At 70.3% G+C, this 26,250-nt stretch carries 32 protein-coding genes; 13 read left to right on the top strand and 19 right to left on the bottom strand.

Going from position 1 to position 26,250, the window contains the following annotated elements; translation table 11 throughout:
• Position 1 precedes the first annotated feature (1 nt).
• Complete coding sequence (locus EP26_RS06175; protein ID WP_043337055.1) at positions 2–751, bottom strand: electron transfer flavoprotein subunit beta/FixA family protein; 750 nt, start codon at positions 749–751, stop codon at positions 2–4.
• 187 nt (positions 752–938) lie between these two features.
• Positions 939–1,133, bottom strand: a complete 195-nt coding sequence (locus EP26_RS06170) for a twin transmembrane helix small protein (RefSeq protein ID WP_043337053.1) — start codon at positions 1,131–1,133, stop codon at positions 939–941.
• An 86-nt stretch (positions 1,134–1,219) separates the two neighbouring features.
• On the opposite strand from EP26_RS06170, the gene EP26_RS06165 reads away from it, so the two are divergent.
• The 4 genes from EP26_RS06165 to EP26_RS06150 all read left to right on the top strand — a co-directional run bounded on the left by EP26_RS06165 (position 1,220) and on the right by EP26_RS06150 (position 5,890).
• Positions 1,220–3,691 (top strand): mechanosensitive ion channel domain-containing protein, encoded by a 2,472-nt coding sequence (locus tag EP26_RS06165; protein WP_052388861.1) that lies wholly within the window; start codon positions 1,220–1,222, stop codon positions 3,689–3,691.
• A 62-nt stretch (positions 3,692–3,753) separates the two neighbouring features.
• Positions 3,754–4,746, top strand: a complete 993-nt coding sequence (locus EP26_RS06160) for a Vgb family protein (RefSeq protein WP_043337051.1) — start codon at positions 3,754–3,756, stop codon at positions 4,744–4,746.
• Positions 4,743–5,108, top strand: a complete 366-nt coding sequence (locus EP26_RS06155) for a c-type cytochrome (protein ID WP_043337050.1) — start codon at positions 4,743–4,745, stop codon at positions 5,106–5,108. Before EP26_RS06160 ends, EP26_RS06155 begins: the two co-directional genes overlap by 4 nt.
• A 56-nt stretch (positions 5,109–5,164) precedes the next feature.
• Positions 5,165–5,890, top strand: coding sequence for a DUF305 domain-containing protein (locus EP26_RS06150; RefSeq protein ID WP_052388860.1), 726 nt, complete (start codon positions 5,165–5,167; stop codon positions 5,888–5,890).
• Here EP26_RS06150 and EP26_RS06145 read toward each other — a convergent pair.
• The 3 genes from EP26_RS06145 to EP26_RS06135 are packed head-to-tail and all read right to left on the bottom strand — an operon-like array spanning position 5,881 to position 7,543.
• A complete protein-coding gene (locus EP26_RS06145) occupies positions 5,881–6,186 on the bottom strand; it encodes an AzlD family protein (protein ID WP_043337041.1) in 306 nt (101 codons plus the stop codon). The genes EP26_RS06150 and EP26_RS06145 overlap by 10 nt on opposite strands.
• The gene (locus tag EP26_RS06140; protein ID WP_043337039.1) at positions 6,183–6,908 is read right to left on the bottom strand and encodes an AzlC family ABC transporter permease; all 726 of its coding nucleotides are present in this window, start codon (positions 6,906–6,908) and stop codon (positions 6,183–6,185) included. Before EP26_RS06140 ends, EP26_RS06145 begins: the two co-directional genes overlap by 4 nt.
• Positions 6,905–7,543, bottom strand: a complete 639-nt coding sequence (locus tag EP26_RS06135; protein ID WP_043337038.1) for a NeuD/PglB/VioB family sugar acetyltransferase — start codon at positions 7,541–7,543, stop codon at positions 6,905–6,907. Before EP26_RS06135 ends, EP26_RS06140 begins: the two co-directional genes overlap by 4 nt.
• Positions 7,544–7,632: 89 nt before the next feature.
• Between EP26_RS06135 and EP26_RS06130 the strand changes: the two genes are divergently transcribed.
• Positions 7,633–7,851: a hypothetical protein gene (locus EP26_RS06130; RefSeq protein ID WP_043337035.1), complete on the top strand. Its 219-nt coding sequence runs from the start codon at positions 7,633–7,635 to the stop codon at positions 7,849–7,851.
• A gap of 20 nt (positions 7,852–7,871) precedes the next feature.
• Here EP26_RS06130 and EP26_RS06125 read toward each other — a convergent pair whose 3' ends face one another.
• On the bottom strand, positions 7,872–8,846 hold the full coding sequence (locus EP26_RS06125; protein WP_043337032.1) for a 2-dehydropantoate 2-reductase: 975 nt from the start codon (positions 8,844–8,846) through the stop codon (positions 7,872–7,874).
• An 83-nt stretch (positions 8,847–8,929) separates the two neighbouring features.
• On the opposite strand from EP26_RS06125, the gene EP26_RS06120 reads away from it, so the two are divergent.
• Positions 8,930–10,183 (top strand): cation:proton antiporter, encoded by a 1,254-nt coding sequence (locus EP26_RS06120; protein ID WP_043337030.1) that lies wholly within the window; start codon positions 8,930–8,932, stop codon positions 10,181–10,183.
• Here EP26_RS06120 and EP26_RS38055 read toward each other — a convergent pair whose 3' ends face one another.
• Together EP26_RS38055 and EP26_RS06105 are read right to left on the bottom strand one after the other, a co-directional pair.
• Positions 10,184–11,230 (bottom strand): SH3 domain-containing protein, encoded by a 1,047-nt coding sequence (locus tag EP26_RS38055; protein ID WP_052388859.1) that lies wholly within the window; start codon positions 11,228–11,230, stop codon positions 10,184–10,186.
• Between the two features lie 208 nt (positions 11,231–11,438).
• Positions 11,439–12,212: a class I SAM-dependent methyltransferase gene (locus tag EP26_RS06105; RefSeq protein WP_043337024.1), complete on the bottom strand. Its 774-nt coding sequence runs from the start codon at positions 12,210–12,212 to the stop codon at positions 11,439–11,441.
• A 41-nt stretch (positions 12,213–12,253) separates the two neighbouring features.
• Between EP26_RS06105 and mutM the strand changes: the two genes are divergently transcribed.
• The 5 genes from mutM (at position 12,254) to dnaN (ending at position 17,266) form a co-directional block, all read left to right on the top strand.
• Positions 12,254–13,099 carry a bifunctional DNA-formamidopyrimidine glycosylase/DNA-(apurinic or apyrimidinic site) lyase gene (gene mutM, locus EP26_RS06100; RefSeq protein WP_043337022.1) on the top strand — a complete coding sequence of 282 codons (846 nt, stop codon included), beginning with the start codon at positions 12,254–12,256 and terminating at the stop codon, positions 13,097–13,099.
• Positions 13,100–13,131: 32 nt separating this feature from the next.
• Positions 13,132–13,911 carry an enoyl-CoA hydratase gene (locus tag EP26_RS06095; RefSeq protein ID WP_043337020.1) on the top strand — a complete coding sequence of 260 codons (780 nt, stop codon included), beginning with the start codon at positions 13,132–13,134 and terminating at the stop codon, positions 13,909–13,911.
• A gap of 126 nt (positions 13,912–14,037) precedes the next feature.
• The gene (rpsT, locus tag EP26_RS06090; protein ID WP_043337018.1) at positions 14,038–14,304 is read left to right on the top strand and encodes a 30S ribosomal protein S20; all 267 of its coding nucleotides are present in this window, start codon (positions 14,038–14,040) and stop codon (positions 14,302–14,304) included.
• A 336-nt stretch (positions 14,305–14,640) separates the two neighbouring features.
• On the top strand, positions 14,641–16,053 hold the full coding sequence (dnaA, locus tag EP26_RS06085) for a chromosomal replication initiator protein DnaA (RefSeq protein ID WP_043337016.1): 1,413 nt from the start codon (positions 14,641–14,643) through the stop codon (positions 16,051–16,053).
• Positions 16,054–16,138: 85 nt separating this feature from the next.
• Entirely contained in the window at positions 16,139–17,266 is a 1,128-nt protein-coding gene (gene dnaN, locus EP26_RS06080; RefSeq protein WP_043337014.1) for a DNA polymerase III subunit beta, read from the top strand.
• A gap of 64 nt (positions 17,267–17,330) precedes the next feature.
• Here dnaN and EP26_RS06075 read toward each other — a convergent pair whose 3' ends face one another.
• From EP26_RS06075 to EP26_RS06045, 7 genes are read right to left on the bottom strand one after another with little or no spacing between them, the layout of a single operon-like run.
• Positions 17,331–18,977, bottom strand: a complete 1,647-nt coding sequence (locus tag EP26_RS06075) for a flavin-containing monooxygenase (RefSeq protein WP_043337012.1) — start codon at positions 18,975–18,977, stop codon at positions 17,331–17,333.
• A 32-nt stretch (positions 18,978–19,009) separates the two neighbouring features.
• Positions 19,010–19,528 (bottom strand): chromate transporter, encoded by a 519-nt coding sequence (locus EP26_RS36185; RefSeq protein WP_043337010.1) that lies wholly within the window; start codon positions 19,526–19,528, stop codon positions 19,010–19,012.
• Positions 19,525–20,109, bottom strand: coding sequence for a chromate transporter (locus EP26_RS06065; protein WP_052388858.1), 585 nt, complete (start codon positions 20,107–20,109; stop codon positions 19,525–19,527). Before EP26_RS06065 ends, EP26_RS36185 begins: the two co-directional genes overlap by 4 nt.
• Positions 20,110–20,151: 42 nt before the next feature.
• Positions 20,152–20,616: a GNAT family N-acetyltransferase gene (locus EP26_RS06060; protein ID WP_043337007.1), complete on the bottom strand. Its 465-nt coding sequence runs from the start codon at positions 20,614–20,616 to the stop codon at positions 20,152–20,154.
• Between the two features lie 6 nt (positions 20,617–20,622).
• Positions 20,623–21,090, bottom strand: a complete 468-nt coding sequence (locus EP26_RS06055) for a YybH family protein (RefSeq protein WP_043337005.1) — start codon at positions 21,088–21,090, stop codon at positions 20,623–20,625.
• Positions 21,090–21,614: a demethoxyubiquinone hydroxylase family protein gene (locus EP26_RS06050; RefSeq protein WP_043337002.1), complete on the bottom strand. Its 525-nt coding sequence runs from the start codon at positions 21,612–21,614 to the stop codon at positions 21,090–21,092. The genes EP26_RS06055 and EP26_RS06050 overlap by 1 nt, the downstream gene beginning before the upstream one ends.
• On the bottom strand, positions 21,611–22,087 hold the full coding sequence (locus EP26_RS06045) for a disulfide bond formation protein B (protein WP_043337000.1): 477 nt from the start codon (positions 22,085–22,087) through the stop codon (positions 21,611–21,613). Before EP26_RS06045 ends, EP26_RS06050 begins: the two co-directional genes overlap by 4 nt.
• A 92-nt stretch (positions 22,088–22,179) precedes the next feature.
• Between EP26_RS06045 and EP26_RS06040 the strand changes: the two genes are divergently transcribed.
• On the top strand, positions 22,180–22,806 hold the full coding sequence (locus EP26_RS06040; protein ID WP_043336999.1) for a glutathione S-transferase family protein: 627 nt from the start codon (positions 22,180–22,182) through the stop codon (positions 22,804–22,806).
• A gap of 3 nt (positions 22,807–22,809) precedes the next feature.
• Entirely contained in the window at positions 22,810–23,445 is a 636-nt protein-coding gene (locus EP26_RS06035) for a glutathione S-transferase family protein (RefSeq protein ID WP_043336996.1), read from the top strand.
• Here the strand turns inward: EP26_RS06035 and EP26_RS06030 are convergent.
• From EP26_RS06030 to EP26_RS06015, 4 genes are all read right to left on the bottom strand, one after another.
• Positions 23,442–24,779: an alpha,alpha-trehalose-phosphate synthase (UDP-forming) gene (locus tag EP26_RS06030; RefSeq protein WP_043336993.1), complete on the bottom strand. Its 1,338-nt coding sequence runs from the start codon at positions 24,777–24,779 to the stop codon at positions 23,442–23,444. The two genes, EP26_RS06035 and EP26_RS06030, sit on opposite strands and share 4 nt — an antisense overlap.
• Positions 24,776–25,519: a trehalose-phosphatase gene (gene otsB / locus EP26_RS06025; RefSeq protein ID WP_043336990.1), complete on the bottom strand. Its 744-nt coding sequence runs from the start codon at positions 25,517–25,519 to the stop codon at positions 24,776–24,778. Before otsB ends, EP26_RS06030 begins: the two co-directional genes overlap by 4 nt.
• A gap of 61 nt (positions 25,520–25,580) precedes the next feature.
• On the bottom strand, positions 25,581–25,793 hold the full coding sequence (locus EP26_RS06020; RefSeq protein WP_043336988.1) for a hypothetical protein: 213 nt from the start codon (positions 25,791–25,793) through the stop codon (positions 25,581–25,583).
• 99 nt (positions 25,794–25,892) lie between these two features.
• The coding region (locus tag EP26_RS06015; RefSeq protein ID WP_043336987.1) for a DUF4214 domain-containing protein at positions 25,893–26,250 on the bottom strand (358 nt) is incomplete at its 5' end.

The raw sequence follows: 26,250 nt of genomic DNA, 5'->3' as shown, positions 1-26,250 counted from the left end.
GTCAGATCACCTTCGCTTCGTTGCGGAGCTTGTCGACGAGTTCCTGCACCGAGCCGACCTTCTTGCCGGCCTGGCGCTTCGGCGGCTCCTCCACCTTGAGGACCGTCAGGCGCGGCGAGACATCGACGCCGAGATCGGCCGGCTTCAGCGTCTCGATCGGCTTCTTGCGGGCCTTCATGATGTTGGGCAGCGAGGCGTAGCGCGGCTCGTTCAGGCGGAGATCCGTTGTCACGATAGCCGGCAGCTTGAGCTGCAGGCGCTCGAGGCCGCCATCAACCTCGCGCGTCACCTTGATGCCGCCATCGGCGGGCTCGACCTTCGAGGCATAGGTGCCCTGCGGCCAGCCGAGCAGCGCCGCCAGCATCTGGCCGGTGGCGTTCATGTCGTCGTCGATCGCCTGCTTGCCGAGAATGACTAGGTCCGGGCTCTCCTTGGCGATGACGGCCTTGAGCAGCTTGGCGACGGCCAGCGGCTCGAGCACGCCGTCATGCTCGATCAGGATGCCGCGATCGGCACCCATGGCGAGGGCGGTGCGGATCTGCTCCTGGCAGGCCGTGGGGCCGGCGGAGACGGCGATGATCTCGGTCGCGGCGCCCTTTTCCTTCAGGCGCACCGCTTCCTCGACGGCGATCTCGTCGAAGGGGTTCATCGACATCTTGACGTTCGCGGTCTCGACGCCGGTATGATCCGCCTTGACGCGGACCTTCACGTTGTAGTCGACGACCCGCTTGACGGGGACGAGGAGCTTCATCGCCTCTGCCGTTTCCTGCGTGCTGTTGATGATTCCCCCAGCGCCCCGTACGGGCGGCGGAGCCGATCGCGGGGGCGTGGCACGACCCTATCCCCCGGACCGATACGTCAGCGGGGGTACACCCCCGGAAATTCCGCGGCAAAATAGGTCGGCCCGGCACGCCCTGTCAAAGCGGCCCGGTCCACCGCTAACCGCGGGAAACCGCCAGCAACAGGGCGAATAGCAGCAGCGTGATGCCCTGGATCACCACGCGCCAGCGCATCAGCAGGTTGGACCGTTCCCCACTGCCGTCGCCCCGCGCCAGGCCGAACATGCCGGCGAAGAGCGTGCCGAGGGTTGCCAGCATCCCGATGGCGACCAGGATGATCAGTATGGTCTTCATCCTTCCCAGGTAGACGCTTTGCAGCGGGTTACAATGCCGCGCTCGGCGCTTGACCCGGCCCAAGGGATAGGGTTGCTGCCGGCCCCATGAGCTTGTTCCGCATCATCCCTGTGCTGCTGCTCCTGCTCGCGGGCCCTGCCCTGGCCCAGGCGCCGGCGCCTCAGGCACGGCCGGCCGCGGCCCCGGCCAGCCTCAATGCCGAGGACATCGACCGGCTGACCTCGCTGTTGCAGGACCCGGGCCGCCGGGCGGAGTTCCTGCGCACGCTGGAGGCGCTGGCGGCGGCCAGCCGGGCCCATGGCGGCACGGCCGGCGAAGGGTCCCTGCCGCCGGTCGGGCGCGCCGCAGTGCCGGCCGACCCGGCGCCGCCCGCCGCCGCCCCTGCCCCCGCCAGCGAAGCCGCGCCGGCTGAGGCGGACGGCGCGGAGGCGAGCCCGCCCCAGGCGGCGAAGCCCGCTGCTCCACCGGCCGCGCCGGCCCCTGCCCCGGCGGCCGATGCCGCGCCGGCCGAGCCGCTCATCGCGCCCAACACTGTCGGCGCGCAGTTGCTGACGGGCCTCTCCGGCCGACTCGGCACCATGGCCGACAGCCTGCTCGATGCGGTCCGCTCCATGGCGGATCTGCCGGCGTTGTGGGAGGCGACGGTGCAGCTCGCGCGCGACCCGGTGGCGCAGACCCGCATGTTGGACGCGGCCTGGAAGCTGCTGCTGCTGATCGGGCTCGGTCTGGCGGCGGAGGCGATGGTCACCCGCGCCTTCGGCCGGCTGCGGCGCTGGCTGGACGCGGCGGCGCCGCGCGAGCACGAGAAATGGACCTGGCTGAAGCGCATGCCGCTGGTGCTGCTTCGCCTGCTGCTCGACCTACTACCGATCGCTGCCTTCGGGCTCACGGTCTACGGGCTGTTCGGGCTGGTGAAGCCGCTGCCGACCACGCGGCTGGTCGGGCTGATGATCGCCCATGTCTATATGGGCTCGCGCACGGCCTATGCCCTGGCGCGGGCGCTGCTCTCGCCCGCCTCCAACCACCTGCGGCTGATCCCCTGCTCGCAGCAGGCGGCGGCGGCCAGCATCGGCTGGCTGCGGCGGTTGATGCTGGTCGGCGTCGGCGGCTATGTGGTGGCCGAGGCGGGGCTGTTCCTGGGCCTGCCCTGGGCGGCCTATGATGCCATCATCAACGTCACCCTGCTGGTCAACTCGATGCTGCTGGTGCGGCTGGTGCTGCAGCAGCGCGAGGCGGTAGCCTCCGTGCTGCGGGCCAAGCCGCTGGAGCCAGGCGAGGTGCCGGACCGCACGCGGCTGGTGCTGCGCGGCCTGCGCGACCGACTGGCCGAGATCTGGCACGTCATGGTCATCCTCTGGCTGGTGGCCGGCTGGGCGGTCTGGGCGCTGGCGCTGGAGAACGGCTTCCAGCGGCTGGCCTGGGGCACGGCGCTGACGCTGCTGGTCGTCGGCGTCGCCAAGGCGCTGGACGAGGGCTTCATCCGCCTCACCGAGCGGCTGCTCGACCCGACCCATGACCTGGCGAAGCGCTGGCCGGGCCTGCCGGCGCGGGCGGCGACCTATGTGCCGCCCTTGCGGGTCGCCGTCTCGGTGGTGATCGGCGCGACGGCGACGGTGCTGCTGCTCGAGACCTGGGGCCTCGGCGCACTGGCCTGGTTCCGCGACGGGACGCTTGGCAACCGGCTGGTGCAGACGCTGTTCAACATCGCCTGCACGCTGGCGCTGGCGCTGGTGGTGTGGGAGGTGACCAACTCCTCCATCCAGCGGCGGCTGACGCGCCTCGCCCGTGACAGCCATGCCGCCCGCAGCGCGCGAGTGCGGACGCTGCTGCCGATGCTGCGGACGGTGCTCGGCGTCTTCATCCTCGTCTTCGTCGTGCTGAACGCGCTGTCGCAGCTCGGGCTCAACGTGGCGCCGCTGCTGGCCGGCGCCGGCGTCGTCGGCCTGGCCATCGGCTTCGGCTCGCAGACGCTGGTGAAGGATGTCATCACCGGCGTCTTCCTGCTGCTGGAGGACGCGGTCGCGGTCGGCGACGTGGTGAATGTCGGCGGCAAGGGTGGCGTCGTCGAGCACCTCTCCATCCGCTCGATCAAGCTGCGGGACGGTGACGGATCGATCCACATTGTGCCCTTCTCGACGGTCACGACGGTGACCAACAGCACGCGCGACTTCGCCTTCGCCATGGTGGATATCCTCGTCGCCTACGAGACAGATACCGACCGAGCTGGGGCGGCGATCAAAGAGATTGTCGCCGAGATGCGGGGCGAGGCGCGGTTCAAGACGGCGATCCGCGATGAGTTCGACTTCTGGGGCGTCGACAGCCTGGGCCAGGTCGGCGTGCAGATCCGCGGGCGCGTCCGCACCGAGCCGACGCAGCGCTGGCCGGTGCAGCGCGAGATGATGCGGCGGGTGAAGCGGCGCTTCTATGAGATGGGCATCAACATCCCACACCAGCCGCTGGGGCCGCTGGAGCGTTCGGCCAAGCCACCGGAGGGGATGGAGGACGAGGCTCCGTCGAAGGCGCCGGCGAAGAAGGGCGAGGCGAAGGCGGCGGAATAGAGGTTCGGCATGGCCGCCGCCGGGTGCTAGGGTTGCCTCCGCGCAATCCGGAGGTTGGAACGATGCAACGTCGTGAACTCCTTGCCCTGGGCGCTGCCCTCGCCCTGCCGGCGGGCCGTGCCGCGGCCGCCGTGCCGCCCGGCTATCGCCTCACCTGGTTCGATGCGACGACGCCGGGCAGCGGCCGGGTCGGCTCCCGCGACATCACGGCGGCGGGGGACGGAACGATGTGGTTCTGCGGCCAGCGCAACGGCACGTTGAACCGGCTCGACCCACGCGACGGCTCGATCCGCGTGGTGAAGCTCGGCGAAGGGGCGGCGCCGCATGGCGTCATCCGCGGGCCGGACGGGGCGGCCTGGGTGACCGAGGGCGGGCAGAATGCCATCGCCCGGGTCGATCCCGCCGACCACCGGGTGCAGCTCTGGCGGCTGCCGGAACGCTTCGCTAATGCCAACCTCAATACCGGCGTCTTCGACCGGCAGGGACTCTATTGGTTCACCGGGCAGAACGGCATCTATGGGCGCCTCGACCCGAAGCGGGAGGCGATGCAGGTCTGGGAGGCGCCGCGCGGCCCGGGCGCCTATGGCATCACCCGCACGCCGCAGGGCGGGCTCTGGTATGTTTCGCTGGCCGGCAACCACTTGGCGCAGATCGAGGACCCGGAGAGCGGGCGGGTGCGGATCGTCGAGCCGCCGACGCCGGGCCAGGGCGCGCGCCGCGTCTGGTCCGACAGCGCCGGGCGGCTCTGGATCAGCGAATGGAACAGCGGCAACGTCTCCATGCACGATCCGCGTGACGGGTCCTGGAAGGTCTGGCGCTTGCCGGGGCAGCGGCCGCGAGCCTATTCGGTCTGGGTCGATCCGTCGGACAAGGTCTGGCTGACGGATTTCGCCGCCAATGCGGTGGTGCGCTTCGATCCTGCGGATGAGAGCTTCCTGTCCTTCCCCTCGGATCGGGCGGGCGCGAATATCCGCCAGATGGACGGCTTACCGGGCGAGGCCTGGGGCGGCGAGAGCGGCACCGACCGGATTCTCTGCATCCAGTACGGGTTGTGAGGCGGCTGCTCCCCGCCTTCCTGTTGCTCGCCCTGCCGGCCGCGGCGGCGGAGGGCGAGGCGGTGTTTCGGCGCCACTGCGCCAATTGCCATGCCGTCGCGGCGGGGGCGCCGGCCGGGCCAGGCCCCAATCTCGGCGGGGTGGTGGGGCGAAAGGTCGGCGGCGATCCGGGCTTCGACTATTCCCCTGTGCTACAAGCGGCGGGCGAGGCCGGGCAGCGCTGGGATACGATGATGCTGGAGCGCTTCCTCGTCGATCCGGAGGCGATGTTCCCTGGCCTCTGGATGGGCGCCAACGGGCTACGCGAGGCGGCCGACCGGGTGGCGGTGGCGCGCTACCTGACGGAGCAGCGCAGCCCTTGACCTTCCCATTATAGGAAGACCTATCTGCATGGTCCTTCGGGAAGAGGAGGACCATCATGCGTTCCCTGTGCGTGATTTTGGCTGGGGCCAGCCTTGCCCTGTTCGCCGCCCTGCCGGCCCGGGCGGCGATCGAGGAGGGCTATGTTCCGGGCGGCGCGCCAGTACCGAGCACCTGGTACGGCTCCGCCGATGCCGCGGCAGTCCAGGCCGACCGGGACTACATCCGCGGCATGCGGCCCCATCATGCCGGGGCCCTGACCATGGCGCGGGACTACCTCGCCGACCCCGAGGCGCGGAGCCCGGCGCTGCGGCGGCTGGCGGAGGCGATCATGCGCAACCAGAGCTTCGAGATCGGGCTGCTCGACGACGTGGCGCGCAACCTCGACCGGCCGCCGATGCGGCTGGGGGTGGGGCCGTTCAGCTTCGCCCTGCAGCCGATGGCGACCGAGGGGATGGCGCAACGGCAGGGCTTCATGCGCTCGCCGATCCCGGGCGTGCTCGATACGGCGGCGCCGGTCTCGGCACGCGACGTGCAGTTCGCCAAGGCGATGACGGTGCATCACCAGGCGGCGCTCGACATGGCGCGGGCCTACCAGGCCAATCCGGCGGCGCGGAACGGGTTTCTAGCCCTGATGAACGTCGACATCGTCACCGACCAGAGCCAGGAGATCGCGCTGATGCGGGCGGTGACGGCGGCCTATCAGGGCGATGCGGCGGCGGTCGCGGTGGAGCCCGGCATGATCCACGGGATGGAGGGCATGGCGCACCACCATCACCATTGAAGGGCCTGGATCGCCCAGAGCACGCCGACGCCGGTGAGGATCGACAGCACCATCCGGCCGAGCCGCGCCTGGACCAGTAGCGCCGACCCGCCGGCGACCCAGGCGGGCCAGCCACCCTGAGCCAGCGCCGGGGCGAGGAAGGCGACGAAGATGGCGCCCGGCAGGTGTTGCAGCATCGCCTGGATGAAGGGCGGCGGCCGCGTCACCCGGAGGATGGCGTAGCCCCCGGCGCGGCAGAGGAAGGTTGCCGCCACCATGCCGAGAATTGCGGCCAGCACGTCCCAGCGGAGGGTCATGCGCGGCCTCGGTCCCGATGCCGGTCCAGCGCCGCGCCCGTCGCAGCGCCACCGAGCGCACCGGCCAACACCGGCCAGGGCGCGCCGAGGCCGAGCCCCTGGGCGCCGAGCGCCAGGAGCCCGGCGACGCACCAGGGGAAGACATCCGACCGGCCACGCCAGAGCGGCACCAGGATCGACATCAGCGCGGCAACCGAGGCGAAGAAGATCGGATGGCCGGGCGGCAGCCGCACCGCGGCGCCGAAGGCATGGCCGAGGAGGGTCGTCACCATCCAGACCACCCACATGGCAAGGCTGGCGCCGAGCAGGAAGGCGGCGTCACGCCGACCGGACCGGATCTCGGTCACCATCAGAGCGAAGGAATTGTCGACCAGCACCGCGAGCGTGCCCCAGAGGCGGAGGCCGCTCAGCCGGTCGAGCGCCGGGGCGAGGGCGGCGCCCATCGGCGCCAGGCGAAGGTTGATGACGAGGCAGGCGAGCGTCGCGGCGAGGACCGGCGCCGGGTCGGACCAGAGCTGCAGGGCGACGAGCTGCGAGGTGCCAGCGAAGACAAGGGCGCTCATCAGCAGCGTCTCCAGCATGGAAAGGCCCTTGGCATCCGCCGCCATGCCGACGACCAGGCCGAAAGGGGCGAGGCCGAGGGTCAGGCCAAGCGCGGTCCGGGCGCCGCGGCGGAAGCCAGTGCGGGTGAAGCTGCCCGCGGGGGCCGGGGCAGGCGTCATGCGAGGGGTTCCACCAGGGAACGGGCAGGCACGCCGCCGACCCGGGCGCCGTCGGGGATGTCGGCGATGACGGCGGCACCGGTGCCGATCACCGCATCGGCGCCGATGGCGACGTAAGGCCGGCAGGCGGCGCCGGCGCCGACCAGGCTGCGGGCCCCGACCCGGACGCCCCCGGCCAGCACCGCGCCGGGGCCGATATGCGCTGCCTCGCCTACCGCCGTGTCATGCTCGAGGATGGCGCCGGTATTGACGATGGCGAGGCGACCGACCTCGGCGAGCGCACCGAGCACGGCGCGCGGCAGCACCACCGCGCCCGGGCCGATGCGGGCGCTGCGGGCGAGGATGGCCGAGGGGTGGACCAGCGGCGGCAGGACGAAGCCCAGCGCCTCCAGCCGGGCGGCGGCGGCGAGGCGGGCGGCGGCGTCGCCGATCGCCACGCAGGCCAGGCGGGTGCCGCCCGCCAGCAGGCCGGGCAGCGCCGATTCGTCGCCGAGGATGGGGAGGCCGAGCATCTCCCGGGTGCGGGGCGCGGCATCGACCAGGCCGGCCAGCTCGATACCGGGCAGGTCACGGGCCAGCTCGATCAGCGCCCGGCCATGCCCCCCCGCGCCGAGGATCACCAGCCTGCCCTGCATCCCTGCCCTCCCCTGTTGCGCGGGCATTGTCCCACCGGAAGGGGAAGCAGGCCAGCGAACCGGCCCCGGCGCAGCCGCGTTGGCCTCGCATGACAGATGAACGCAAGACCCAGGACGACGACGCCACCGAGCGGGCCAGCGGCACCATCGACCGGCCGATCGGGCCCGGCGATGCGCAGCCAGGCGACTTCAACGAGCGGGCCTCCCAGCTGGGTGGGCCGATCGACGTCTTCCCCAACCGACGAGACCGGACCGGACTCGAGGACTGGCGCTCGACGGACGCGCCGGACGAAACGCCCAAGCAGTAGCGCCACCCGGCCGACCCGCTTCAGCCCTGCCCGGAGTTCCGGGCAAGCAGGCGGGTCAGGCCATTGATGGCGGCCAGCATCGGTGCCGGCTGGCCGAGATGGCCAGCGAGTTCCACCAGCGCGCCGAGCACCGGGCCGAGTTCCAAGGGGCGCCCGGCCTCCAAGTCCTGCAGCATGGAGGTGCGGAAGGGTCCGAGGCGGCGGGTAACGGTCATGCGCTCGTCGATGCTCTGACCGGTCGGCAGGCCGATTCGGTCACCGAGCGCGGCCATCTCCGCCATCATCGCCTCGACCAGGCCGCGGACGCCGTCATCGTCCAGCATCGCCTGCATGTCGGCGCGGCAGAGGGCGCTCAGCGGATTCATGTTGGAGTTGCCCCAGAGCTTCAGCCAGACCTCGCGGCGGAGGTTGGTGGTGGCCTCGGCGGGAATGCCGCCGCTACGGAGCGTCTCGACCAGGGCGGCAAGGGCATCGGGATTGCTGCCAGAGGGGTCGCCATAGAGCATCCGGTCCTGCTTCATCAGGCGGATGGTGCCCGGCGCCTCGACGCGGCTGCCGACATGGGCGACACCGCCGAGCACACGCCCGACCGGGATGGCGCGGGCCAGGGCGCCGCCGGGGTCGACGCTCCCCAGGATGAGGCCGTTCGCGGGGCCGCCGAAGCCTTGGAGGAACCACCAGGGCAGGCCGTTTTGCGCGGTGGCGACCAGGGTGTCAGGGCCGATCAGGCGTTCGATCAGCGGCAGGGCGCCGGGAAGGTCGTGGCTCTTCAGGCCGAGGAGCAGCAGGTCGGCGGGCGGCAGCTCGGCCGGGTCGGCGGCGGCGGTGACGGGGAATGCCTCGCGTCGGTCGCCCTCGAGGAAGACGAGGCCATGGGCGCGAAGCGCCGCGAGGCTGGCGCCGCGGGCGAGGACCGAGACCGGCCAGCCGGCCCGCGCCAGGCCGGCTGCCAGCCAGCCGCCCACCGCGCCGGCACCCAGGACCGTGACCCGCATGGCATAGCCTCCCCTGCCCGTGCCGAGGCTTATGGCGCATCGACGGCCAGGGCAACCAGCGTGAGCCCAGGCGTTGAAGAGCAATGGATCCGTACATCGTGTTACTGGTCGGCGCAGGCGCGCTCATCCTCCTCGTCGCCTGGCTGCCGATGGCGCTGCGTGAGCTGCCGCTCTCGCTGCCCATGTTCTGCATTGCCTTCGGCTTCGCTGCCTTCGCCCTTTCGAACGGGGACCGGCCGGTGCCGTCCGACTATCCCCATGCCGCCGAGCGGCTGACCGAGCTGGTGGTGATCGTTGCCCTCACCGGGGCGGGGCTGAAGCTCGACCGGCCGCTCGCTTGGCAGAGTTGGCGGCTGACCTGGCGGCTGCTGGGGGTGGCGATGCCGCTTTCCATCCTCGGCATCGGGATTATCGGCTATTGGGGGCTCGGGCTCGGCCTGCCGGCGGCGGTGCTGCTGGGGGCGGCGCTGGCGCCGACCGACCCGGTGCTCGCCTCCGACGTGCAGGTAGGGCCGCCGCGCTCGGGGGAGGAGGATGAGGTGCGCTTCACCCTCACCGCCGAGGCGGGGCTGAATGACGGGCTGGCCTTTCCCTTCGTCAATCTCGCCGTAGCCCTGGCCACGGTCGGCCTAGCGCCGGAGGACTGGCTGGGGCACTGGCTCGGGGTGGACGTGCTGTGGAAGCTCGGCGCCGGGCTCGGCGCGGGCTGGGGCATCGGGCGGCTGCTGGGCTGGCTCACCTTCCGCATGCCGAACCGGGCGAAGCTCTCGCGCACGGGGGATGGTTTCGTCGCCTTGGGCGCGACCTTCCTCGCCTATGGGCTGACGGAGATGGCGCATGGCTATGGCTTCGTCGCCGTCTTCGTGGCGGCGCTCGCCATGCGCTCGGCGGAGCGGCAGCACGACTACCACGACCGGCTGCACGACTTCGCCGAGCAGACCGAGCGGCTGCTGATGATGGTGCTGCTGGTGCTGTTCGGCGGGGCGGTTGCGGGAGGCGTGCTGGAGCCGCTCGACTGGGCGGGAGTGGCAGCGGCGCTCGGCTTCATTTTCCTGGTACGGCCGGCGGCGGGGATGCTCTCGCTGATCGGCACGCCGCAGCCGATGGCGGAGCGGGCGGCGATCGCCTTCTTCGGCATCCGAGGGCTGGGCAGCTTCTACTACCTGGCCTTCGCGGCCAATGCGGCGGCCTTTCCGGAGATGGACCGGCTCTGGGCGGTGATCAGTCTGACCGTGCTGATCTCGGTCGGGCTGCACGGGGTGACGGTGACGCCGGCGATGCGGTGGCTGGACCGGCGCCGCCGGCGGCAGGGGGTGCTGCCGCTGGAAGTCGCCTGATCAGGGTTCGGTCAGCAGGCTGGAGTGGATCCAACCCTCGGGCGCGCTGGCACCGACCTGGATCCAGCCACCGCGGGCCTCGCCATGGACGCGGAAGGCCTCGCCGCGGGCGGCGGTGCGCAGGACGGGCGCGCTGCTGTCCGGTCCTGCCCGAAGATTGGCGGGGGTGCGGACCAGCACCCGCGGCAGGCTGTGTGCCGGGTCGGCGGGCGATGGGGCGATGGCGGCGGCCGGCGCGGGTACGGGCGCCGGGACAGGTGCCGCTGGTGGCGGAAGCGAGACCTGCCGCTGGGCCGGCTGCTGCGGCTGCGGCGCCGCCGGAGCCTCGGCCCGGGGAGAAGGCGGCGGCGAGGCGCTGCTGGCTGGGCGCGCCGGCGCATCGGTGCCGCTCTGCGGCGGGGCGGAGGGCGTGTGGTTGAGGCCGAGCAGCAGGCCGATCAACAGCCCGCCGCCCGCGAGGCCGAGCAAGGGGGCGAAATTCCGCCAAGGCAGGTTCGGCGAGGTGGATTGGGCAGGCTCCGCCTTGCGACGGTCGGCGGGAGCGTAGTGCTGCGAGGTGGGGCGCTGACGGCGCGGGCCCGGGCTTGGCGGACGGACCAGGGGACGGGTCTGCAGCAGGCGGCTCACCAGGGCGATCCAGCCATCGCCTCCGGCCAGTTCCAGTGGTGGCACGGCGGCGAAGGCGGCGGCGAGGCGGCGCCGGAGGTTCAGCGGCTCGCCAGGCAGCATGGCAAGCGTCACCACCGGCAGATGGCCGGGGAAGATGCCGGGGAAGCGGGCGTCCTCCAGTCTCTGGCGGAAGGCAGCGGCGGCCGCCTCGGCGACGGCGCCGGGCACGCCGAGCAGGGCGACGCCGAACTCCGGGTGCAGCAGCGCCATCGGCACCAGGATGGTGTTGGCGGGCATACCCTCCACCGGGCGAGGCTCGAGCAGGCAGTCGGGCAGGCTGATCCAGCCTTCGGGCAGGGCGGAGGTAGCGGCCGCCGGCATGGCGTGGGGTTCAGTCGGTGGATCGAGGCGCAGCGTGGCCTCCGGGTGATGATTCATGGGTGCAGTGGCCCCCTAACAGCTCTGTCCCGCATCCCGAGGGCGGCGGGTCCCCCTCATTCGTAGTATAGTATACGTCTACTCTTTTTTGCAGTGCAGCATGGGAGATAACATGCTGGCTGGGCGCGGTTCCCGGATGAGTGGAAAACTCCCGGGACCGCTCATCCGCTCATTCACAGAATAGATAGCAGGAACGGAACAGTCTGAGTTACAGCCGCCAGCCGGTATGGATGGCGACGATGCCACCCGTGAGGTTGCGGTGCGCCACGCGCTCCAGCCCCGCCTCGCGCATCATGGCGGCGAGGCTCTCCTGGTCGGGGAACATGCGGATGCTCTCGGCGAGATACTGGTAGCTCTCGGCATCGCGGGCGATGCGGGCGCCGAGGCGGGGGAGGACCTGGAAGGACCAGGCGTCGTAGAGCGGGGCCAGCGCCGCGACCTCGACCCGGCTGAATTCCAGGCAGTGGAAGCGCCCGCCGGGGCGGAGGACACGGCGAGCCTCGCGGAGGACGGCCAGCTTGTCGGTGCAGTTGCGCAGGCCGAAGGCGATCGAGACTTTCTCCACGCTGCGGTCCGGCAGCGGCAGGTGCTCGGCATTGGCGCAAAGGAACATGAGGTTGGCGGCGATGCCGCGCTCCAGCGCCCTCCCCTGCGCCACCTGGAGCATTGAGGGGTTGATGTCGGAAAGGATGACGCGGCCCGCCCCCGCTTCCAGCGCACGGAAGGAGATGTCGCCGGTGCCGCCCGCGAGGTCGAGCAGCGCCTCGCGCGGCGAGGCGCCGATGGCGGCGACGAAGGCCGACTTCCAGGCCCGGTGCAGGCCGAGCGACATCAGGTCGTTCATCAGGTCGTAGCGGGGCGCCACGCTGTCGAAGACCTGGCGGACCATGCCCGCCTTCTCCTCGCGCCGGACCTCGCGGAAGCCGAAGTCGATGGTGTCGTCGGAAGGGGTCCCGCCTGGGGGGGTGTTGCGTTCGGTCATGCGGGGCGCACCATAGGGGCAGCGGAGCCGATGCGGAACCTATGCCTGAATTGCCCGAAGTCGAGACGGTGATGCGCGGCCTGGCCGCGGTGCTGGAGGGGCGGGTGATCCGGGCGGCCTCGATCAGCCGGCCGGACATGCGTTGGCCCTTCCCCGAGGGGTTGGCGGCACGCCTCGCCGGCAGCCGGGTGGAGGGGTTCCGGCGGCGGGCGAAGTACATGCTGATGCGCATCTCGGGCGGGGATTCCGTGCTGATCCATCTCGGCATGTCGGGCCGGATGGTGGCACGGCCCGCCGCGGATCTGCCGAACGAGCCCGTCCTGCACGAGCATTTCGCCATGGAAACCGAAGAGGGCATCCGCGTCGGCTTCGTCGACCCCAGGCGCTTCGGCAGTGTCGACCTTGTGCCGACCGCAAGCGAGGACAGTCATAGGCTGCTGGCGGGGCTGGGGCCGGAGCCGCTGGAGGATGCCTTCTCGCCCGCCGTGCTGAGCGTCGCTCTGGCGGGGAAGCAGACGCCGATCAAGGCGGCGCTGCTCGACCAGAGGGTCGTGGCCGGGCTCGGCAATATCTATGTGTCGGAGGCGCTGTACCGGGCGCGGATCTCGCCGCGGCGGGTGGCGGCGAGCGTCGCGGGCGCGCGGACCGTCAGGCTGGTGCCGGCGATCAAGGCGGTGCTGGACGAGAGCATCGCGGCCGGCGGCTCCTCGCTGCGGGACTATGTCCAGGCGGATGGGGGGATTGGCTTCTTCCAGGAGCGCTTCAAGGTCTATGACCGCGAGGGGATGCCCTGCGAGGCCTGCCCTGGCCGGCCGAAGTGCGAGGGCATCCGGCGCATCGTCCAGGCGGGCCGGGCCAGCTTTTATTGCCCGCGGCTGCAACGCTGATATCCTCCGCCGCCAAGACGGAGGGTGCGCCGATGGCCGAGTACGAGATGATCCTGACCGAGATGCAGGACCGGGTGGCGCTGATCCGCCTCAACCGGCCGCAGGCGCTCAACGCCCTCTGCGACCAGTTGATGGACGAGCTTGGCCAGGCGCTGCGCGGCTTCGACGCCGACCCGGGCGTGGCGGCGATCGTCATCACCGGCAGCGAGAAGGCCTTCGCGGCCGGCGCCGACATCAAGGAGATGCAGTCCCGCACCTATCCGGCGGTCTATCTCGACGACTTCATCGGCAAGCGCTGGGAGGCCGTCACCTATGTGCAGAAGCCGGTGATCGCGGCGGTGGCGGGCTATGCGCTCGGCGGCGGCTGCGAGCTGGCGATGATGTGCGACATGATCATCGCCGCCGAGAATGCCAAATTCGGCCAGCCCGAGATCAACCTGGGCGTCATCCCCGGCGCGGGCGGCACGCAGCGGCTGACGCGGGCCATCGGCAAGGCGAAGGCGATGGACCTGGTGCTGACCGCGCGGATGATGGACGCGCAGGAGGCCGAGCGCTCCGGCCTCGTCGCGCGGATCGTGCCGACGGCGGATGTGGTGGCTGAGGCAGTGAAGGTCGGCGAGAAGATCGCGACGCTTTCGGCGCCTGCCGTGGCGGTGGCGAAGGAGGCCGTCAACCGCGCCTTCGAGACGACGCTGGCCGAAGGGGTGAAGTTCGAGCGCCGGGCCTTCCAGGCGCTCTTCGCCACTGAGGACCAGAAGGAGGGCATGGCCGCCTTCGCCGAGAAGCGGAAGCCGGCTTTCCAGAATCGCTAGAAGGGCTTGCGTCGCTTGACGTGGCGCGCGGGGCGGGGTTAGAAGCCCCTTCCTCGCGCAGCCCAGGCCATCGGCCAGGGCGTGCGGACCTGATTTCACCCCTGCCTGAGTTGAAGATACAGCCCCATGGCGAACACGGCTTCCGCCCGCAAACGCATCCGTCAGACCGAGAAGCGGACCATCCGCAACCGTGCGCGGCGTTCGCGGGTGCGGACCTTCCTGCGCAAGGTGGAGACGGCCATCGCGACGGGCGACAAGGCCCAGGCGCAGGAAGCCTTCAAGTCGGCCCAGCCCGAGCTGCAGCGCGCGGCGACCAAGGGCGTGCTGCACAGCAACACGGTGGCGCGGAAGCTCTCCCGCCTCTCGGCGCGGATCAAGTCGATCGGCGCCTGACTTCGGTCCGGTGAGGCGGGCGCGTCGTCACCATCCGCGTGACATTTTCACGCAGTATCGATGACGGATTCCGGCAAATAACGAATTTTTGCCGGAACCCGTTTGCTGTCGTTTGTATTCAGCCGATATTCTGCCGCTCGCGCCTGACCGAAAGTTGCTATTGTCGCGGCGTTTAGGCCCGCTGTATCATCCCGCCCGTCGGATCGGCGTGCGGCCCAGACATCCACACTCCCGGCAGCGCCGAACCGAAACCGCCGCGCAGGTTCTGCACCCTTGCGCGACCCATCGGCTGGCGACTGCTGGCTTTCGCATGGATCGAACAGGAGGCCGGCCCGCTTGCCCCCCCAATCTTCCGGAGAGTTGGCTGCCGGCTGGGCCCGCATCCGTGGCCGCCTGCGCGAAGAAGTCGGCGAGGTCGAATACCGCACCTGGCTGCGGCAGATGACGCTCGCCGGGCTGGAAGGGGAGGATGCCGTCATCCTCCTCCCCACCCGCTTTCTGCGTGACTGGGTGAACAGCCATTACGGCGACCGGCTGCGTGCACTTTGGCAGGCGGAATACCCGGAAGTGCGCCGCATCGATGTCCGCGTCTCCGCCAGCCCGCCGCCCGAGGCGGTGATGGCCGGGGCGGAAGAGCGCGCAGGCGTCGATGGGCGGGGCCTCGCCGAGCCGCTGGCGCCGCGGGCGTCGGAGCCGCGCATGGCGCCGGAGCCGCGGTCGGATTGGGTGGTGCCACTCGAGGCGCGCTTCACCTTCGACACCTTCGTGGTCGGCAAGCCGAACGAATTCGCCCATGCCTGCGCGCGGCGGGTCTCGGAGAAGCCGGCCTCTCCCGGCTTCAATCCGCTTTTCCTCTATGGCGGGGTCGGGCTGGGCAAGACGCATCTGATGCATGCGACGGCCTGGGCCATCCGCGCGCATGATCCGCAGCGGACTGTCGCCTACATGTCCGCCGAGAAATTCATGTACCGCTTCATCGCGGCGCTGCGCTCGCAGAACACCATGGAGTTCAAGGAGACGCTGCGTGCCGTCGACGTGCTGATGATCGACGACCTGCAATTCCTGATCGGCAAGGACAATACGCAGGAGGAATTCTTCCACACCTTCAACGCCCTGGTCGATCAGGGCAAGCAGATCATCGTCTCCTCGGACAAATCGCCCTCCGACCTGGCGGGAATCGAGGACCGGCTGCGGACGCGGCTCGGCTGCGGCATGGTCGCCGACATCCATGCAACGACCTATGAGCTGCGCCTCTCCATCCTACAGGCCAAGGCTGCGGCGGCGCAGGTGGCGGTGCCGCCCAAGGTGCTGGAATTGCTGGCGAACAAGATCACCACCAATGTCCGCGAACTAGAGGGGGCGCTGAACCGGCTGGTGGCGCATGCCAACCTCTTCGGCCGGCCGATCACCATCGACAGCGCCCATGAGGTGCTGCACGACGTTCTTCGCGCGCATGAGAAGCGGGTTTCGATCGAGGAGATCCAGAAGAAGGTCGCCGAGCACTACAACATCCGCCTGACCGACATGAGCAGTGCCAGGCGGGCCCGGAACGTCGCGCGGCCGCGGCAGGTGGCGATGTACCTGGCCAAGCAGCTCACCCAGCGCAGCCTGCCGGAGATCGGCCGGCGCTTCGGCAACCGGGACCATACGACGGTGATGCATGCCGTCTCCCGCATCGCCGAGCTGATGGAGGCCGATGCCGGCTTCGCCGAGGATGTGGCGCTGCTCCGGAAGATGCTGGAGACCTGAGCGAAACCCCTGCTTACCCTTGCGAATCAAGGCTGTTAGAATGATAGCCTGAGTTCGTTTCGGGTGTCGGGGGAGCCTGGGTCAAATGAAGTTCACGGTCGAACGGGCGATCCTCATCAAGGCGCTTGCCCATGTGCAGAGCGTCGTCGAGCGCCGCAACACCATCCCCATCCTCGCCAATGTCCTGCTCTCCGCCGAGGACGGGCTGCTGCGCCTGACAGCGACCGACATGGAGATCGCCGTCGTCGAGGAGGTGCCGGGGGTGCAGGTGGCCCGGCCCGGTCGGACCACGGCGCCGGCGGCGACCCTCTACGAGATCGTCCGTAAGCTGCCCGAAGGCGCCAAGGTCGAGCTCGACCATGCCGGGGGCGATGCGGCGCTGAAGCTCCGCGCCGGGCGGTTCAACACGGACCTCTCGGTGCTGCCGGTGGAGGACTTCCCCTCCATGACCGAGGGCAAGCTGCCGCACCAGTTCGCCCTCTCCGCCGGCCAGCTGCGGGAGCTGGTGGACCGCACCCGCTTCGCCATCAGCACCGAGGAGACGCGCTACTACCTCAACGGCATCTACCTGCATGCGACGGAAAGCGAGGGTTCGCCGGTGCTGCGGGCGGTCGCCACGGACGGCCACCGGCTGGCCCGCGTGGAGGAGCCGCTGCCGGACGGGGCCGCGGGCATCCCCGGCGTCATCATCCCGCGGAAGACCGTGAACGAGCTGCGCAAGCTTGCCGAGGAGACGCAGGACGAGATCACCATCCGCCTGTCGGATACTAAGATCCGCTTCGACATCGGCGCCGTGCAGCTGACCAGCAAGCTGATCGACGGCACCTTCCCGGAATACGACCGGGTGATCCCACGTGGGAACGACAAGGTGCTGCGCGTGCAGAAATCGGCCTTCGCCGAGGCAGTAGGGCGCGTGGCGGCGATCAGTTCTGAGCGGTCGCGGCCGGTGAAGCTCTCGCTCGATCGCAACCACCTGCTGCTCTCCGCCTCCTCCGCCGAGCAGGGGCAGGCGCAGGAGGAGCTGGATGGCGAGGTGGTGAACTACGACAGCTCGCCGCTCGAGATCGGCTTCCAGGCGCGCTACCTGAACGACATCACCGACCAGATCGCCGACATGGTGGAGTTCCGCTTCGCCGACGGCAGCGCGCCGACCGTGGTGACGGATGCGGCGAAGCCCGAGGCGCTCTATGTGCTGATGCCGATGCGGGTCTAGTGGCTCGCCGGTTCCTTCCGTCCATGGGCCTTGCTCCTGAACGGAAGGGCCGGACCATGAGCCATCAGTCCAGCAGCAGCTCCCGGTAGCCGCCGGCGGCTACCTCGTCGCACCACGCGCGATAGGCTGGGGCGCTGCCGGCATAGCGGGCAATGGTGCGGGTCTGCTTGCCTTCGACATTGCGGTTGACGCCCGTCATCCAGGAATCGACCTCGAAGGTCAGCAGCCCCTGGGCGCAGGACTTCACATGCTCGGCCCAGGCCTGCACGGCCTCGGGCCGTGCATCGGCGCGGGTCAGGCCATGCTCCTGCATGTGGCGCAGCAGGGCGGTGACCCAGTCCACATTGTACTCGATGCTGCGCGGAATATTGCCGAGCGCAGTATGCGGCCCGAGCAGCATGAGCATGTTGGGGAAGCCGTCCACCATCATGCCCATGAAGGTCCGCGCCCCGCCCGCCCAGGCCTCCTTCAGCCGTCGCCCGTCCTGGCCACGGATGTCGATGCGGTCGAAGGCGCCGGTGAGCGCGTCGAAGCCGGTGGCGTAGACGATGATGTCGAACTCGTACTCGGTGGCGCTGGTCTTGATCCCAGCCGGCGTAATGCGCTCGATCGGGGTTGCCGTGCTGTCGACCAGGGTGACGTTGTCCTGGTTGTAGACCTCGTAGTACCGCGTCTCGAGCGGCAGGCGGCGGGTGCCGAAGCCGTGGTTCTTCGGGATCAGCATCTCCGCCACTTTCGGGTCCTTCACCCTTTGACGGATCTTGCGCGCCACGAAGTCCGAAATCTCGCGGTTGGCCGCCGGGTCGGTCAGCATGTCGCGGAAATTGCCGACCCAGATGCCGAAGCCGGGCGAGGCGTAGAGCTCCTCGTAGAAGGCCTCGCGCTCCTCGGGCGTGACCTCGAAGGTGCCGCGCGGATCGGCGGTATGGAGGAAGCAGGAGAAGGTTTCCTGGCAGCGGCGGAAGATCTCCGGGTAGCTGGCCTTGATGCGCTGCTGCTCCTCCTCGGTGATCGGCCGGTTGTGCAGCGGTGCGCACCAGTTGGGCGTGCGCTGGAAGATAGTGAGGTGCGCCGCGGTCTTCGCCACCTCCTGGATGGTCTGCACGCCCGTGGCGCCGGTGCCGATCACGGCGACCCGCTTGCCGGTGAAATCCACCGGCTCCTTCGGCCAGCGCGCCGTGTGCCAGGATTGGCCCCGGAAGCTGTCGATGCCCTCGATCCGCGGCAGGGTCGGTGTCGAGAGCACGCCGATGGCGGTGATGAGGAAGCGCGAGCGGTACCGGCTGCCATCCTCCAGCGTGACGGTCCAGCCGCGCGTCGCGTCGTCATACCAGGCGCTGGCGACGCGGGCCTCGAACTGGATGTCGCGGTGAAGGTCGTACTTGTCGGCGACGCGGTTCAGGTAGCGCAGCGTCTCCGGCTGCGGGGCGAAATGCTCCGACCAGTTCCACTCTTGCAGCAATTCCTCGTCAAAGGAATAGCCGTAGGAATAGCTCTCGGAGTCGAAGCGGGCGCCGGGATAGCGGTTCCAGTACCAGGTGCCGCCGACACCCGTCCCGGCCTCGAAGACCCTGGCCCGCAGCCCGAGCTGGCGGAGCCGGATCAGCTGGTACATGCCCGACATGCCGGCGCCGATGACGAGGGCATCATAGTCGAAGCCGGCGGAGGTCGCTAGTGCATGGCCTGTCTCGGCGAGCGTCGTGTTGGACATCGTTTCCTCCTGATGAAGCGTTCCGCAGGGTTTCAGCCGAGGAAGATCGCCCCCAGCGCCCCGCCGCCTGCCAGTACCCAGAGCGGGCTGTAATTGGTCCGCCAGACGAAGAGGGTGGAGACCGCCACCACGACGAGCGGCATCACCCCATGGCTGTGCGAGGCCTCGGCCATGGTGATGCCGGCGGCCAGGATCAGCCCGATCGCCACCGGCACCAGCCCGCCCTGGGCCGGTTTCAGCCAGGGGGCGCCGCGCAGCCGGTGCATCAGCCCAGCCACGTACCAGGCGAGGATGGCGGCCGGGACCAGCATGCCGAAGGTCGCCGCCGCCATGCCGCCGGCGCCGGCGATGCGCCAGCCCATCACGCTGGCGACGAGGATGTTCGGCCCCGGCGCGGCCTGGGCCAGGGCGTAAAGCTGGGAGAAGGTCGCATCGTCCAGCCAGCCATGCAGCTCGACGAGCTGGCGGTGCATCTCCGGCAGCACGGCATTGGCGCCGCCGATCGCCACCAGGGAGAGGATGGAGAAGGTAAGGAGGATCTGGAGAATCACCGCGCCGCTCCCGTCGCGCCGATCAGCCCTGCCCGCCAGAGCGAGAGGGCGATGGAGACAGGCCCGAGCACCAGCACGATCACCGGCAGCGGCAGGCCGAGCCAGGCGGCGCCGAGGGTCGCCAGCAGCAGGATGGTGACGGCCTCCGCCCGCAGCTTCAGCTTGCCGGCCATCTTGAAGGCGGTGCCGATCACCATTCCCGCCGCCCCGGCCGCGATGCCCGCCATCACCGGCGCGACGGCCGGAAGCTGGCCGTAGCGGTCGTAGAAGAGGCAGAGCAGCACGAGGATGACGAAGGGCGCGCAATAAAGACCCGCCGTCGCCAGCAGCGCGCCGGAGAGGCCGTGGAAGCGCCGCCCGATCATCACCGCCGCATTGCCGACATTGGGGCCGGGCAGCACCTGGCCGAGGCCCAGCACCTCGGCATAGTCGCGCTCGGTCAGCCAGTGCCGCTCCTCGACGATGACGCGACGCGCCCAGGCGGCGACGCCGCCGAAGCCGAACAGGCCGATCTTCAGATAGCCGGCGAAGAGCTCGGCGGGGCCTGGGATAATGGTGGCGGGCGGCGGGGCTTCGGGCAAGGCGAGTCTCCGGGAGGCCGCGCCATGCTCGCGCCGAACCGGCTACGGGTCCAGGCGCCGCCGCATCAGGGCGACCTCGTGGCCGTTGCTCTGCTCGAGGCCGACGCGCTGCCAGCCGAGGCGGGCATAGAGCGACTCGGCCGTACGGGTATAGAGCCAGAGCTCGGCGACCGAGGCGGCGCGGGCGAAGCCCTCCACATGACGCACCAGCGCCGAGGCATGGCCGCGCCCCCGATGCTCCGGCAGGACGAAGACCCCGGCGAGCCAGGGCGTCAGGTCCGGGCGGGACGGCAGGTCGTCATGCGAAAGGCTCGCGGTGCCGACCGGCCTGTCGTCCTCGAACAGAACGAAGCTCTCTTCCGGGCCATGCGGCGGCGCCAGGATGAGCGCCGTCATCGCCTCGGTGGTCATGTCGGCGGGCGGCCGGTGGAAGGCATCCACCAGCCATCGCGCGACAAGAGGCGCCAGGTCCGGCCGGTCGGAGACGGCGAGGATGCGCGGGCTCATAGGCACTCAGCGCGCCTTCACCGGGCGCTTGCCATGGCTGTCCTGCGGCACCCCGCGCTGGAGCGACATATGGCTGTGGACGCCGACCCAGCGCCCGTCCGGCTGCCGCGCCAGCACGATGGTCGCCCGGCCGGGCCGCGGGAAGGGCGTGCCGTCCGGGTGGAAGCCGGTGCTGTCCCAGGGGGTGATGGCCACCGCCATCGTCCCGTCCGGCGAGGCCAGCACCAGCGTATTGCCGAGGTCGAAGGCGAAGCCCTCGGTCCGCGGCCAGACATTGTCCCATTGCGTGTCGGTCCAGGCCTGGCGGCTGCGCACCAACTCCTGGTAGGTGCCGAAGATGACGATGTTGTCGTGCCAGAAGGGGTAGGCAGCCGCGTAGTCGACTTCCCGCACGCAGGCGGCGAAGCGCCCCAGCCAGTCCTTCACCGCCTCGGTGGTGGCGGCATCGGCTTCCGGCAGGGGCAGGTTCTCCATCAGATCTTCTCGCTCACCTTGATCGCCACCTTGCAGCCGGCCTTGATGGCGGCGCTCAGCAGCCTGTAGGCGGGGGCCTGCTCCGCCTCGTGCTCCAGGCCGATATCGCGATGCTCCAGCTCCTCGGCCCGGAATTGCGCGATATGGGCGCGGAGCGGCCCCTCGTCCTCGCCGAGCGCCGCCTCCTGCGCTTGGTAATGTTCGTCGATCGCCTCCTCCACCGCAACGGTGCAGGCCATGGCGGCACGGTGGCCGAGCAGGGCGGTCGCCGCGCCGAGGGCGAAGCCGGCGACATGCCAGACTGGCAGCAGCGCGGTCGGGCGCACCCGCCGCTCCCCGATCAGGCGGGAGAAGGTATCGAGATGCACCTGCTCCTGCTCCTGCATGTGGCGGATCAGCCCTTCCCACTTGGTGCCGCGCAGCACCGCGAGCTGGCCCTGGTAGATGCGCTTGGCGCCGTACTCGCCGGCATGGTCGACGCGGATGGTCTCCTCCACCATCCGTCGGTCGGTCTTTCTCGTCATCGGCGTACTCCTCTCCGCATCCAGATGGCGGCCAGGGCCGAAAGGCCAAGCGCATAGAGCAGGTTCATCCCGGCCATGGAGATCGGCACGCCGGGGATCAGGTAGGTGGGCGCGTCGCAGGGCTTGGACGGAGCCGCGGCCAGCGAGCGCATGAGGTCGTCGACGCTCGCCCCGCCGGTGGAGCGCGGCGCCTGGCATCCGGCGAGCGGCGAGGGCCACCAGCCCTGCTCCACCCCGACATGGAAGCCGGCGATGGCCCCCGAGGCGAGCACCGCCAGGATCGCCAGCAGGACGAGAGGCCGCCGTGCCCGCGGCAGCAGCGCCGCAGCCAGGCCAAGCGCCGCCGCCACCCAATAGGGCACCCGCTGCCAGGTGCAGAGCTCGCAGGGGGCGATGCTCCAGATGTCCTCGCTGGCGCGGGCGAAGAGCGGCGCCGCGGCAGCGGCCAGGGCAAGGGCGAGCGTGGCGAACATGCCGCCTGTGTGGCGCCGCCCGGCCGCCGGCGCAACTGGACCGCGCGGCCAAGGGCGCATAGGGTCCGCGCCGGATCGGGAGAGGCACGGCGATGCTGAGGCTCTGGGGCCGCACCACCTCAAGCAATGTGATGAAGCTGCTCTGGCTTTGTGAGGAGCTTCGCCTGCCCTATGAGCGGATCGAGGCCGGCGGCGAACACGGCCGCACCGCCGAGCCCGGCTACCTCGCCATGAACCCCAACGGCACGGTGCCCACCATCGAGGAGCCGGACGGCTTCTCCCTCTGGGAGAGCAATTCGATCCTCCGCTACCTGGTCGCCACCCATGCGCCCGGCAATTCGCTTCACCCCGCCGAGCCGCGGGCCCGCGCCGATGTCGAGCGCTGGATGGACTGGCAACTCGCCAGCCTGAACGCGCCCATGGTGACGATCTTCTTCACCTATGTCCGCACGCCTGAGGCCGAGCGCGACCACGCCGCCACCGCCCGCGCACGCGACGCGGCCGAGCGGCTCTGGGCGATGGTGGACCGGCAGCTGGCCGGACGAGACTATGTGGCGGGCGACTTCTCGCTGGCCGATATCGCGCTCGGCCCCTATCTGCACCGCTGGTTCGCCCTGCCGATCGCGCGGGCGCCGATGCCCCGCCTTGAAGCCTGGTATGCCCGGCTGCGCGAGCGGCACCCCGGCTTCGCCACCCATGTCGCCGTCGAGATGCGCTGAACCATGGATCATTCATCGATTACCGTCTGGGGCCGGGCCACTTCAGTCAATGTGATGAAGGTGCTCTGGCTGCTCGACGAGCTGGCCATCCCCTTCCACCGCATCGATGCCGGGGGCGAGTTCGGCCGCACGCGCGAGGCCGGGTACCTGGCGATGAACCCGAACGCCACGGTGCCGACCCTCGTGATGCCGCATGGCTACACGCTCTGGGAGAGCCACGCGATCCTCCGCTACCTCTGCCGCACCCAGCCGGGCGGCAATGCCTTCTATGCGGAGGCGCCGGAGGCGCGGGCCGATGCCGAGCGCTGGATGGACTGGACGCTCGCCTCGATGAACGAGCCGATGCGGGTGATCTTCTGGACCTGGGTGCGGACGCCTGCGGAGCGGCGCGACCTCGCCGCGGCGGAAGCGGCGCGGGTAGCGGCGGAGCGGCTCTGGCGCATCGCCGATGCGGCGCTGGAAGGGCGGGACTACATCGCCGGCGGCTTCGGCTTGGGCGACATCGCCCTCGGCGGCTTCCTGCACCGCTGGTTCCAGCTGCCGATCGAGCGACCCGAGCTGCCGCGGCTGCGCGGCTGGTACGACCGGCTGCGGGAGCGGACGCCCTACCGCACCCATGTGGCGGTGCCGCTGAGCTAGCCTTCCAGGGCGGCCAGGAAGGATTGGCTCCAGGCCCTGGCGCTCGCCTCCCAGACGGCGGGACGGTTGGCTTGCCAGCGCGCCACCCGCTCTTCCCGCGACATGGAGAGCGCCGCGTCCAGGCTCTCGGCAATCTCGTCAGGGTCGAGTGGATTGACCATCAGCGCGCCCGGCATGGCGGGTGCCGCGCCGGCGAAGCGGGAGAGCACCAGCACGCCGGGATCGGCCGGGTCCTGGGCCGCGACATATTCCTTGGCGACGAGGTTCATCCCGTCCCGCAGCGGCGTCACCAGCCCGACGCGGGCGAGGCGCATGAAGCCGGCGAGGACCGGCCGCTGCACCGGCCGCGTCATGTAGCGCAGCGGCACCCAGTCCGGCTCGGCGTATTGCCCGTTGATGCGGCCCGCCCATTCGTCGAGCTCGCGCCGCAGGTTGCGATACTGCGCCACGTCGCCGCGCGAGACCGGTGTCACCTGCAGATAGGTCGCCCGGCCGCGATTGGCGGTGAAGCGGGCCAGCAGCTGGGCATAGCCGGCGAAGCGCTGCGGCAGGCCTTTGGTGTAGTCCAGCCGGTCGACGCCCATCACCAGCGCGCGGCCGACCAGGCTCTGCTCGAAGCGGCGGGTTTCGGCCCGGGTCAGGGCGCGCTCTGCCAGGCGCCGGAAGGCCTCGGCATCGATGCCAACGGGGAAGGTGGCGACGCGCCCGGCAGCCTCGCCCTGCCCCACCGCCTCGAGCGCCGCGCGGAGGTTGGCGGCGTCGTCCTCGGTCTGCACGCCGATCACGTCATAGGCGGCGAGGTCGGCCAGCAGCTCCTCCGCCCGCGGCAAGGCGCAGAACAGGCCGTAGGGCGGAAAGGGGACATGCAGGAAGAAGCCCTGCCGCTGTGTGCAGCCGAGCCGCCGCAGCTCCCGCCCGAAAGGGAAGAGGTGGAAGTCATGCGTCCAGACCAGGTCGTCCCGCCGCAGCAGCGGGGCGAGGGCGGCGGCGAAGGCGGCATTCACCGCGCGGTAGCCGATATAGTCCTCGCGCTGGAAGCGGGCGAGGCCGAGCCGGTAATGCAGCGTCGGCCAGAGCACGGCATTGGCGAAGCCCTGGTAGTAGCGGGTATAGGCCTCCCGCCCCAGGTCGAGCGTCGCATAGGTGAGCCTGCCCTGGACGACCTCGGCCGGCCGCTCCGCCGTGGCATCGGCCGTCTGGCCGGACCAGCCGAACCACATCGCCTCGCGCTGGGCGACGGCATCCTGCAGGGCGACCGCCAGGCCGCCCGCCGTGGCGCCGCGATCCTTGGGGTTGGGAACGCGGTTGGCGACGATGACGAGGCGGCTGCTCATCGCCCGGACGCAGCCTCGGCGAGCCAGTCGCGCAGCACCTGCGGGGTGCCGAACATGTCGTCGAGCCGCCAGCCATGGCCGCCATAGCTGCGGGCGGCCTCCATCCCCTGCTCGTCGGTCACGTCATCGCCGATGAAGATGGGCGTGCGGCCGGTGAAGGGGGTGCGGGCCATCAGCGCATGCACGGCCGTTGCCTTGGAGGCGCCGCGGGGCCGCAGCTCCCAGGCCATGCGGGCCTCGAGTAGGTCGAAGGCCTCGAGGTTCTGCGCGACGAAGCCGGCGAGCAGCTCACGCGCCGCCACCTCCAGCTCAGGCGCCAGTCGGTAATGGATGACGAAGCCATGCGCCTTGTCTTCGACCAGCGCGCCGGGATGGCGGGCGACCAGGGCGTCGGCGGCCGCCCGCCACTCGGGCGGCACATCGGCGAAATCCCGCAGGAGGGGTGGGGCGAAGGGATCCGGGCGCAGCGAGGCGCCATGGTCCCCCGCCTTCGGAATGGGCACCGGCAGGAAATGGTCGAGCGCGGCGAGGGCCCGGCCGCTCACCACGGCCAGCGCACCGCCGAGCCCATCGGTCAGGCGGTGCAGCAGGGGCGGCAGCTGCTCCGGCACCACCACCGCATCGGGACGCGCGGCGATCTCCACCAGGGTCCCGTCGAAATCGAGGAAAAGAGCCGCATCCGCGATGGGCCCGATACCGGGAACCCGGGGCGGTGGCGGCAAGGTGATAAGATCAGGCATGCCGCCGGAACAAGCAGAGTTCGCGACGGCGGTTGCGTCACGGCTGCGCGAGCTGAGCCTGTCAAGTCACCGGTTGGCGCCGTTCCAGCTGCCAGAGAGCGAGCGCTGGCGGCATCACGCCGATGATCAGCCAATGCACCAGTGCTCCCTGACGCGTCAGCCAATTGCTGTCCCAGAGCACCACGCAAATCAGTTGCAGAGCCAGCATCCACAAGACGGCGATGGCGAGTGCGAAGGTTTCGACGCGCCATTCACCTTGGGATCTGCCGCGCATGCGTGCTGCCTTTCCAGAGGATCGGCCTCCCGGGGAGGCTCCTATCCACGGGATACACGATATCGCGACAGAAATCTCCTGAAAATGTGATTGATCGCGTCAGGTGAAGGCGATGCCGCCTTCGATGACGGGCAGGGTTTTGTTGATGAACTCGCCGCTGTCGGCGAAAAGCTGGAGCAACTCGACCCGGCTATGGCCCGCGTTCATGTAGCCGAGCCAGGCATCGTAGCCGCCCTGGTCCGGCTCGCGGCCGAGCGTGTTCTCGTAGAGCAGCCTGACATAGCCGGCATTGTCGACGCTCGGGTAGCGGGCCTGGAACTCGACGCTGGCGGGGAAGGCCGCCGCCAGGTCGGAGGCGGAGTGGCCAGCCTTCACGTAGCTGGTCCAGGCCTGCCAACCACCCGCATCCGGCGCCCGCCCGAGCGCGGCATAGTACAGGCGCGCCACCCCCGCCCCG

It is taken from the genome of Belnapia moabensis DSM 16746, assembly GCF_000745835.1.
GTDB classification, from domain to species: Bacteria; Pseudomonadota; Alphaproteobacteria; order Acetobacterales; family Acetobacteraceae; genus Belnapia; species Belnapia moabensis.
The sequence above is the reverse complement of the archived record's forward strand: the minus strand, read 5'-3'. Positions and strand labels throughout refer to the sequence as shown.

Bases quoted from the DNA above. Each gene is read 5' to 3' on its own strand.
- EP26_RS06175 (WP_043337055.1), bottom strand. From the start codon at position 751: ATGAAGCTCCTCGTCCCCGTCAAGCGGGTCGTCGACTACAACGTGAAG.
- EP26_RS06170 (WP_043337053.1), bottom strand. From the start codon at position 1,133: ATGAAGACCATACTGATCATCCTGGTCGCCATCGGGATGCTGGCAACC.
- EP26_RS06165 (WP_052388861.1), top strand. From the start codon at position 1,220: ATGAGCTTGTTCCGCATCATCCCTGTGCTGCTGCTCCTGCTCGCGGGC.
- EP26_RS06160 (WP_043337051.1), top strand. From the start codon at position 3,754: ATGCAACGTCGTGAACTCCTTGCCCTGGGCGCTGCCCTCGCCCTGCCG.
- EP26_RS06150 (WP_052388860.1), top strand. From the start codon at position 5,165: ATGCGTTCCCTGTGCGTGATTTTGGCTGGGGCCAGCCTTGCCCTGTTC.
- EP26_RS06145 (WP_043337041.1), bottom strand. From the start codon at position 6,186: ATGACCCTCCGCTGGGACGTGCTGGCCGCAATTCTCGGCATGGTGGCG.
- EP26_RS06140 (WP_043337039.1), bottom strand. From the start codon at position 6,908: ATGACGCCTGCCCCGGCCCCCGCGGGCAGCTTCACCCGCACTGGCTTC.
- EP26_RS06135 (WP_043337038.1), bottom strand. From the start codon at position 7,543: ATGCAGGGCAGGCTGGTGATCCTCGGCGCGGGGGGGCATGGCCGGGCG.
- EP26_RS06130 (WP_043337035.1), top strand. From the start codon at position 7,633: ATGACAGATGAACGCAAGACCCAGGACGACGACGCCACCGAGCGGGCC.
- EP26_RS06125 (WP_043337032.1), bottom strand. From the start codon at position 8,846: ATGCGGGTCACGGTCCTGGGTGCCGGCGCGGTGGGCGGCTGGCTGGCA.
- EP26_RS06120 (WP_043337030.1), top strand. From the start codon at position 8,930: ATGGATCCGTACATCGTGTTACTGGTCGGCGCAGGCGCGCTCATCCTC.
- EP26_RS38055 (WP_052388859.1), bottom strand. From the start codon at position 11,230: ATGAATCATCACCCGGAGGCCACGCTGCGCCTCGATCCACCGACTGAA.
- EP26_RS06105 (WP_043337024.1), bottom strand. From the start codon at position 12,212: ATGACCGAACGCAACACCCCCCCAGGCGGGACCCCTTCCGACGACACC.
- mutM (WP_043337022.1), top strand. From the start codon at position 12,254: ATGCCTGAATTGCCCGAAGTCGAGACGGTGATGCGCGGCCTGGCCGCG.
- EP26_RS06095 (WP_043337020.1), top strand. From the start codon at position 13,132: ATGGCCGAGTACGAGATGATCCTGACCGAGATGCAGGACCGGGTGGCG.
- rpsT (WP_043337018.1), top strand. From the start codon at position 14,038: ATGGCGAACACGGCTTCCGCCCGCAAACGCATCCGTCAGACCGAGAAG.
- dnaN (WP_043337014.1), top strand. From the start codon at position 16,139: ATGAAGTTCACGGTCGAACGGGCGATCCTCATCAAGGCGCTTGCCCAT.
- EP26_RS06075 (WP_043337012.1), bottom strand. From the start codon at position 18,977: ATGTCCAACACGACGCTCGCCGAGACAGGCCATGCACTAGCGACCTCC.
- EP26_RS06060 (WP_043337007.1), bottom strand. From the start codon at position 20,616: ATGAGCCCGCGCATCCTCGCCGTCTCCGACCGGCCGGACCTGGCGCCT.
- EP26_RS06055 (WP_043337005.1), bottom strand. From the start codon at position 21,090: ATGGAGAACCTGCCCCTGCCGGAAGCCGATGCCGCCACCACCGAGGCG.
- EP26_RS06050 (WP_043337002.1), bottom strand. From the start codon at position 21,614: ATGACGAGAAAGACCGACCGACGGATGGTGGAGGAGACCATCCGCGTC.
- EP26_RS06045 (WP_043337000.1), bottom strand. From the start codon at position 22,087: ATGTTCGCCACGCTCGCCCTTGCCCTGGCCGCTGCCGCGGCGCCGCTC.
- EP26_RS06040 (WP_043336999.1), top strand. From the start codon at position 22,180: ATGCTGAGGCTCTGGGGCCGCACCACCTCAAGCAATGTGATGAAGCTG.
- EP26_RS06035 (WP_043336996.1), top strand. From the start codon at position 22,810: ATGGATCATTCATCGATTACCGTCTGGGGCCGGGCCACTTCAGTCAAT.
- EP26_RS06030 (WP_043336993.1), bottom strand. From the start codon at position 24,779: ATGAGCAGCCGCCTCGTCATCGTCGCCAACCGCGTTCCCAACCCCAAG.
- otsB (WP_043336990.1), bottom strand. From the start codon at position 25,519: ATGCCTGATCTTATCACCTTGCCGCCACCGCCCCGGGTTCCCGGTATC.
- EP26_RS06020 (WP_043336988.1), bottom strand. From the start codon at position 25,793: ATGCGCGGCAGATCCCAAGGTGAATGGCGCGTCGAAACCTTCGCACTC.